Origin of the sequence: Agarivorans sp., assembly GCF_050295395.1 — a bacterium.
GTDB lineage: Bacteria > Pseudomonadota > Gammaproteobacteria > Enterobacterales > Celerinatantimonadaceae > Agarivorans.
In genome coordinates this window covers 1-7,463 of record NZ_JBNKPP010000106.1, presented here as the reverse complement: position 1 = coordinate 7,463, position 7,463 = coordinate 1, and the positions used below count along the sequence as shown (strand labels likewise).

Here is a 7,463-nt window from a genome sequence, read left to right as displayed (position 1 = left end):
CCCCACAGCGACAAATTTAAATTACTATGAAACTGCTTGGCTAAACGACTGCCCGGCTCAGCAAAAGCGGCTAAGTTCACTTGCTCGGCTTGCAGATAAATCTGCGCAGTTAAATCGACTATATTGCTGGCATCCCCCTGCAAATCAACTCGAAGCTTGAGACGACCTTGATTAAAGTCGCCACCGATGCGCAGTTCACCCTCGCCTTGATATAATTGTTCAGTATTGAGCCAATCTAAGTTGGCAACATCAACAACAAAACGCCGACCAGCGTAGATAATTTCGATATCACTGTTGATGATACTAAACTGAGTAAATTGCTTGAGAAACACATCGGCAATAGCTTGATAGGGATGTTGCACAGGCTCTGATTGGCGCTGTTGCAGTGCGTCCAGATTGACTTTAAAGTGTAAGTTATCTAGCAGCAGATCTTTAAATACCACCTGCCCTTGTTCAATGCTTTGCCAGAGATCTAGCTCCAGCATTAGCGCACCGACATGGAAACCAATATTACGCTGCTGACCTATGCTAACTTCACTGTCTTCCAATACCAGCATCGGTCGAAAATTGTGCATGCGCGCATTTAAGCTGCCAATAGTTAACTCTGCTTCTTGGTCTTCCACCAACCACGCCGCTATTTGGTCTTTATAGTGACTGGCAAATGATAAAATGCCGCGGGTTATACTTAAACCCACGGCAATAACCACCAATACTATCGCAAGACCGTACCAGCATTTAGTAGCTCCACGGTGTAAAGGCTTGGCCATAAAACTACATTAACACCACGTCAAATTGCTCTTGGCTATACATTGGCTCGGTCTGTACTTTCACTTGTTTGCCAATGAACACTTCTAACTCTGCCAAACTATGTGATTCTTCCCCCATCAACATATCCGCCACCTTAGTAGAAGCGTAAACAATAAAGTTATCGGCGTCATAGGCTCGGTTAACCCGAATAATCTCACGCAACACCTCATAACAAACGGTTTCCACCGTTTTAACCGTGCCACGGCCTCGACAAGTTGGACATTCGCCACACAAAATATGCTCGATACTTTCGCGGGTGCGCTTGCGGGTCATTTCCACTAAGCCCAGTTGAGAAAAGCCGCTAATATTGGTTTTAGCACGGTCTTTTTGTAGTGCTTGCTCTAAGCTTTGCAGCACTCGACGTTGATGCTCGGGGTCGGCCATATCGATAAAATCAATGATCACGATGCCGCCTAAATTACGCAAGCGTAGCTGCCTAGCAATGGATTGAGTGGCCTCAATATTGGTATTGAAGATGGTTTCTTCTAGATTACGATGACCAACAAAGGCGCCGGTATTAATATCCACCGTGGTCATCGCTTCGGTTTGATCGATGATCAAATAACCACCCGACTTTAAGTCCACTCGGCGTTTCAAGGCGCGCTGAATCTCATTCTCAACATCAAACAAATCGAAAATTGGTTGCTCACCCGAGTAATATTCGAGGATTTCAGTAAACTCGGGAACGAACTCAGCACTGAAAGCCACCAGCTGTTCGTAAGTTTCACGAGAATCAACGCGGATCCGATCCAGATGGGTCCCCACAAAATCACGAATAATCCGTAAGGCTAAGTTTAATTCGGTGTAAAGCACCGTCTTGGTTGCTGCCGTTTCTTTACGTTGCAATACTTTGCGCCATACCCGTTTTAAGAAGGCAGCATCTTGCTCCAGCTCATCAGCGCCCACGCCTTCGGCAGCGGTACGAATAATAAACCCGCCCATGTCATCCACAAATTCACTACAAATTTCTTTTAAACGCTCACGCTCTTGTTCGCTATCGATACGCTGCGAAACCCCAACGTGGCTGCTGCCTGGCATAAATACTAAGTAACGCGAAGGTAGGGTGATATCGGTGGTTAAACGAGCGCCTTTGGTACCCAGAGGGTCTTTCACCACCTGCACCATGATATCTTGCCCCTGGCGCACCATTTCTGCGATATTACCAGCCTGAAACTTTTCTTGTTCAGTCACATCGACACACTCGGTGTGCGGTACGATGTCGGAGGCATGTAAAAATGCGGCCTTTTCTAAACCTATATCAACAAACGCGGCCTGCATTCCCGGTAGTACTCGACTAACCCGGCCTTTATACATATTGCCCACTAAACCACGCCGTGCATCTCGCTCTACGTGGGTTTCCTGCAGAATACCGCTATCTACTAAAGCAACACGGGTTTCAGTGGGTGTAACATTAATCAATAGTTCAGCAGACATAGTCACCTAGCGTGTTATATGTGAATGAAGTAAACGATCGGTTTCAACCAAAGGCAGACCCACAACCGAGCTATAGCTACCGTCAATTCGTTCGACAAATTTACCGCCAAGTCCTTGAATAGCGTAACTACCCGCCTTATCACAAGGCTCGCCACTGTCCCAGTACGCAGCTATCTGCGTTTCGCTAACAGGGCTAAAAAACACCTCTGTGCAAACTAATTGGGTATGTGCCTGATTATTATAATACAGGCTTATCGCGGTCATTACTTGATGCTGTTTGGCACTTAGCAGCTTCAGCATCCGTAAACTGTCGAGGTAATCAGAAGGTTTGCCCAAAATTTGTTGTTCAACCACCACGATGGTATCGGCGCCCAACACCGCGACAGCGGGATCTTGCTGTTGCTGATATACCGCAAGCGCTTTTTGTTCGGCCAAACGACACACCAGCTCTTGGGGCGCTTCATTAAGCAATGGAGTTTCATCAATGTCGGCGGCTTGGGTGACAAAACTCCAGCCCAGTTGCTGCAACAGCTCGATTCTTCGAGGAGATGCGGAGGCCAGAATAAGTTTAGTGCTAGGCATCAGTTAATCTTCCATTGACGGCGCAGCTTGCGCAACAGCAGGAAGATCCATGGCCAGGTTAAGGTAGTGGTAATTAAAGGATAAAAATAACCCGCTGGCAGCTGAATATCTTGCACCAAGTACTCTGCCCAAAACACCACCACCTTAGCCAATCCGGTCAAACCGCCCACCACTAACGCCTGCTGCCATACCGAAAAGTTACGCAAGCGAGTAAAGTTGGTTGCCGCGATATAAGACACAATCGACAAGGCTAGGGCGCGAACCCCAAGGGTTGAACCGAGTAAAATATCGAGAATCAGACCTACCACAAAGGCCACCCCCACATTACTGCGGTGGGGTAAAGCAATGGTCCAATAAAATACACACACCAATACCCAATCTGGCCTCATCAAGTCAGCCAAGGGCGGCAAAGGAATGATGGCCAATATTAAGGCAACAAATAAACTACCAATAATGGCCCCACGACCATTAATTTTTTCTAACATAACAGCCTTTATCTCTAGCCATCTGAGGGCCAAATTAACAACAGGTAGCGTAAGCGGTCCAACTCAACAACTGGCGTCGCCACCACATCAGCATAAGGTTTCCCTTCTTGATAATCAAAACGACTCACCACCGCCACCGGATAACCTTCAGGAAACACCCCACCCAACCCCGAGGTGATAAGCACATCGCCTTCACCGATGTCGGTGCTTCGGGGGATGTGCGGTACTTGTAAACGGTTAAGTTCTCCGGTGCCAGTAGCTACTGCACGAATATCATTGCGAGCAATACGCACTGGAATTCCATGGCTGGCATCGGTGATCAGTAATACTCGGCTACTGGTGGTGCCCACATGCAGTACCTGACCAATGACTCCAATATCATTAATGACTGGCTGTCCTTCATAAACGCCATCTAACTGGCCTTTATCAATCACTACCTGGTGGGAAAACGGATCGGAGTCTACCGCCATAATTTCCGCCACTAACTTACGGCTATCATGGCGAACCGGCGAGCCCAACAAAGCACGTAAGCGGGTGTTTTCCTTGGCTAAGCTTTCCATCAATAATTGATCGGCGCGGTTAAGCAAGAGCTGTTGCTTAAGTACTTCATTTTCACGCTTAAGTTGCTGGCGCGTTGCCAAAGAACCAGACATGGCATCCAGCAGGGTACCGGGCATATTGGCAATATATTGCAGAGGGCTTACCGCCGAGTACAAATACACCCTAACCTGATTAAAAGCGATTAGTTTGGTATCGATGAAAATCAAAGAGATAGACAACAAAATGGCGAGTACGAGGCGTAGCTCTAAAGATGGACCAGGGCCGAAGATTGGTTTCATCGGACATTACCTAAATGAGTTGTCAGCGTGTTACTAGTAGAGCGAAGGGCAACACTGCGCCCTTCGCTGTTAAGACTTATTCGTATTGGAAAAGATCGCCGCCATGCATATCGATCATCTCAATGGCTTTACCGCCACCTCGAGCCACACAAGTCAGCGGATCATCGGCCACTACCACTGGAATGCCAGTTTCTTCCATTAGCAAGCGATCAAGATCTCTCACCAAGGCACCACCACCAGTTAACACCATGCCTCGCTCTGAAATATCAGAGGCCAGTTCAGGAGGGCTTTGCTCTAAGGCCACCATTACTGCACTAACAATGCCAGATAAGGGCTCTTGCAAGGCTTCAAGGATTTCATTGCTGTTTAGAGTAAAGCTTCTTGGCACACCTTCGGCTAAGTTGCGGCCACGAACTTCAATTTCACGCACTTCATCACCCGGATAGGCAGAACCGATCACGTGTTTAATCCGCTCAGCAGTAGCTTCACCAATTAAGCTACCGTAGTTACGACGCACATAATTAATAATGGCATCGTCAAACTTATCACCACCAATGCGCACCGAAGATGAATAAACCACACCATTTAACGAGATAATGGCCACCTCGGTGGTACCACCACCAATATCAACCACCATTAAACCAGTGGCTTCAGATACTGGCAAACCCGCACCGATAGCAGCTGCCATGGGTTCATCAATCAAATAGACTTCACGTGCGCCCGCCCCCATTGCTGATTCACGAATAGCGCGTCGCTCTACTTGAGTAGAACCACAGGGCACACACACCAATACACGAGGGCTAGGTCGCAAGAAATTGTTGTCATGCACTTGCTTAATAAAGTGCTGAAGCATTTTCTCGGTCACGTAAAAATCAGCAATCACCCCATCTTTCATAGGGCGAATGGCGAGTATATTACCAGGCGTTCTGCCCAGCATTTGCTTCGCTGCATGGCCTACGGCAGCCACACTCTTAGGACTACCAGCCCGCTCTTGGCGAATCGCAACTACTGAAGGCTCGTTCAGTACGATCCCCTGATCTTTAACATAAATAAGTGTATTAGCCGTTCCTAAGTCAATAGATAGATCATTAGAAAACAAGCCTCGAAGCTTTTTAAACATGGCTGGGTAAATCCTGAGAAATAGTATCGATGATAAGCGATTAAAACTTGGCTAACTTTACCAACGCCAGCCCAGATGAGCAAGCATACTCTCTAGAGAAGCGAAGGATAGTGAGGGCTATCACTAGCATGAGGCTAAAAGCGCAACCCAAACTGACTTATTTTTGAGCTAAACATCACTTATTAGCGGCGCTGCCGATAAATAATCTTATCACTTTGGCGAAATACCCCAAAGGTGACCTCACCGGCGCCAGCTTGGTCATCGCCATTATCAAAGCTACCGTTACCGTTCCAATCATCCCGTAACCAGCTTAATTGAGTGCTTAAATCAAACCAATAATTCACACGCCCCCTGTTGCCCTCGCCCGGCGAAGAAAAATCCAGCCACACCACGCCTTGCGTTGCAATGCCAGGTGAACGCAAACTCACTTGCGACACACCACCACCCACCGGCGCTTCAGTAGCACTATTTTTCGGTGAAAAATCTATAGTAGGCAGATTAAGATTGCTGCAACTGTCCGCTAAACGCAGCATAGACTGGGTTTGATAACGACTACCATCATAAAACTGCAACAGGCCCTGAACCGCGATGGGCTGTAATTCTGAGCCATAACCATTGCTTAAGCTTAAACGCCCATGGCGTAATTCCGGCACCGTGCCTAATTCACAATAGGCGCCGTCAATAGGATCACTACCACAGTTGAAGCCGCCGCTCCCGCTGTCTGAGCTAATTACAGCGTCATCATATTGACTAAAAAACAGCGCCAACTTGCCATCATCCACTGGCGCCTGTGCTTCTAGCGGCTTAACCAAACCGAAGGCTAAATCTACTTGCTGATATACGCCATTCAACCACTGCCCGCTGGCGACGTCCATTTGTAAACCTTGATCAAAACCCGCCACCGGAGAACTACTGCTAAAACGCCAATGAGAAAGGTCGTTGTTTACTGTGAATTTATCGTGAGAATAATTAGTTGTAAGCTGATTACTTAGGCTCTGAGCCTGCAAGGTCCAAGCGACTTGCTGTTCAAACTGACCGACATAACTAAAATCGGCCGCGACGCAGGTCGGTGTAATGCTGGCCGAAGTCAGCTCAAAATGGTGGGGATAAAACATCCCCACCTGCTGATTAGCCGCAGCCACCGCATAATCGGCCAAGTTATAAGACAAATAGCGAGTCACCATCCCCTGATAGAAAATGCTGCCCACCTGATGCCAAGCGTTGTCTTTTACCGCTATCACGCCATCTGCTTGGGCAACATCGGGATCAAGCACGCCGGCAAAAAAGCCGCCTAACTCACCATCACTGGGGCTGGCCAAACTAGCGCCAATATCCAGCTGTTCAGCTTGAGTCTTAAAGTTAAGGGCATTACAGCTGGTGCCAACTTGATTACAGTTGGCAATCTTAGCCACCAGCTCGGCACTAAACGGCGTACCGGCTCGAGCAAAAGGCGTATTTTCTGGGTCACTTGGGATGGAGTGTCCATCCTCATTAAGAATATTTTGCCAGGCAAAACGGTCAGGAATGAAGTCGCCGGTTTCGCTTCCTCTTAGGGTAATCGTTTGACCATCCTGCTGGGAGCCCGTTTCATCCCAGAAGTTAATGTTTAAACGCCCCACATCGGGATAACGCATATCAATTAGAGCTTCACCGGCAGTAAATTGGCTGTTTAGTGTTGTGCGGCTATCATAGGAGCCAGCTACATCGACAAAGTTGCCATCACTATCTTTAGCCTGTAATTGGCGTGAACCAGTAGTCGGCTCTAGATAATCGGTCCATAAGCTGAGCGCTTTGAGACCCTGATAATTTTCAATTTTAGCGCAACCTGGCCCACCATTTGGGTCTTTCCCCACAGCGGTGAGCAGCAATTGAAACTCACTATTGGCCTTATGCGGATTAGCTCTTGCTTCACCAGTACTGGTTCCTAAGAGCTGAGACTGAAAACCGTAAGCGGCAAAGTTCACCGCAGTAGTGGCTGAAATGGCGCCATCACTCACCCTTAAACTCACATCTCCAGTAAGTGGATGTAATAAACCCAGTCTCACCTCGCCCTGATCGGCGGCGGCGAACTGATAACTTGCCTGCCCGTTATCCACTCCCGCCTGCAAGTTGCCTTGGCCGTCACCTATGGACCAGCTGCCGCGGTTAGTCGAGGTGCGAAGAGAGACTGTTCCCTGAAAGCTTTGATTTAGCTGG

The 7,463-nt window shown here is 48.0% G+C and carries 7 protein-coding genes; all 7 read right to left on the bottom strand.

The features are described 5' to 3' along the window. Positions 1–767 (bottom strand): hypothetical protein (locus tag ACQY6Q_RS06555; RefSeq protein ID WP_427979324.1); only part of this gene is annotated, 767 nt, incomplete at its 3' end. Between the two features lie 4 nt (positions 768–771). Next, entirely contained in the window at positions 772–2,241 is a 1,470-nt protein-coding gene (gene rng, locus ACQY6Q_RS06550) for a ribonuclease G (RefSeq protein WP_055732841.1), read from the bottom strand. Positions 2,242–2,247: 6 nt separating this feature from the next. Continuing rightward, positions 2,248–2,823, bottom strand: coding sequence for a Maf family protein (locus ACQY6Q_RS06545; protein ID WP_427979321.1), 576 nt, complete (start codon positions 2,821–2,823; stop codon positions 2,248–2,250). Next, positions 2,823–3,308, bottom strand: coding sequence for a rod shape-determining protein MreD (gene mreD / locus ACQY6Q_RS06540; RefSeq protein WP_427979318.1), 486 nt, complete (start codon positions 3,306–3,308; stop codon positions 2,823–2,825). Before mreD ends, ACQY6Q_RS06545 begins: the two co-directional genes overlap by 1 nt. A 14-nt stretch (positions 3,309–3,322) precedes the next feature. Next, complete coding sequence (gene mreC / locus ACQY6Q_RS06535) at positions 3,323–4,147, bottom strand: rod shape-determining protein MreC (RefSeq protein ID WP_427979315.1); 825 nt, start codon at positions 4,145–4,147, stop codon at positions 3,323–3,325. A 76-nt stretch (positions 4,148–4,223) separates the two neighbouring features. Continuing rightward, complete coding sequence (locus ACQY6Q_RS06530) at positions 4,224–5,267, bottom strand: rod shape-determining protein (RefSeq protein ID WP_427979313.1); 1,044 nt, start codon at positions 5,265–5,267, stop codon at positions 4,224–4,226. Positions 5,268–5,449: 182 nt separating this feature from the next. Then, on the bottom strand, positions 5,450–7,463 hold a 2,014-nt coding region (locus tag ACQY6Q_RS06525), incomplete at its 5' end, for a DUF6701 domain-containing protein (RefSeq protein WP_427979310.1).

What these genes read in the sequence shown, in the direction of transcription:
- rng (WP_055732841.1), bottom strand. Translation starts at nt 2,241, where the DNA reads ATGTCTGCTGAACTATTGATTAATGTTACACCCACTGAAACCCGTGTT.
- ACQY6Q_RS06545 (WP_427979321.1), bottom strand. Translation starts at nt 2,823, where the DNA reads ATGCCTAGCACTAAACTTATTCTGGCCTCCGCATCTCCTCGAAGAATC.
- mreD (WP_427979318.1), bottom strand. Translation starts at nt 3,308, where the DNA reads ATGTTAGAAAAAATTAATGGTCGTGGGGCCATTATTGGTAGTTTATTT.
- mreC (WP_427979315.1), bottom strand. Translation starts at nt 4,147, where the DNA reads ATGAAACCAATCTTCGGCCCTGGTCCATCTTTAGAGCTACGCCTCGTA.
- ACQY6Q_RS06530 (WP_427979313.1), bottom strand. Translation starts at nt 5,267, where the DNA reads ATGTTTAAAAAGCTTCGAGGCTTGTTTTCTAATGATCTATCTATTGAC.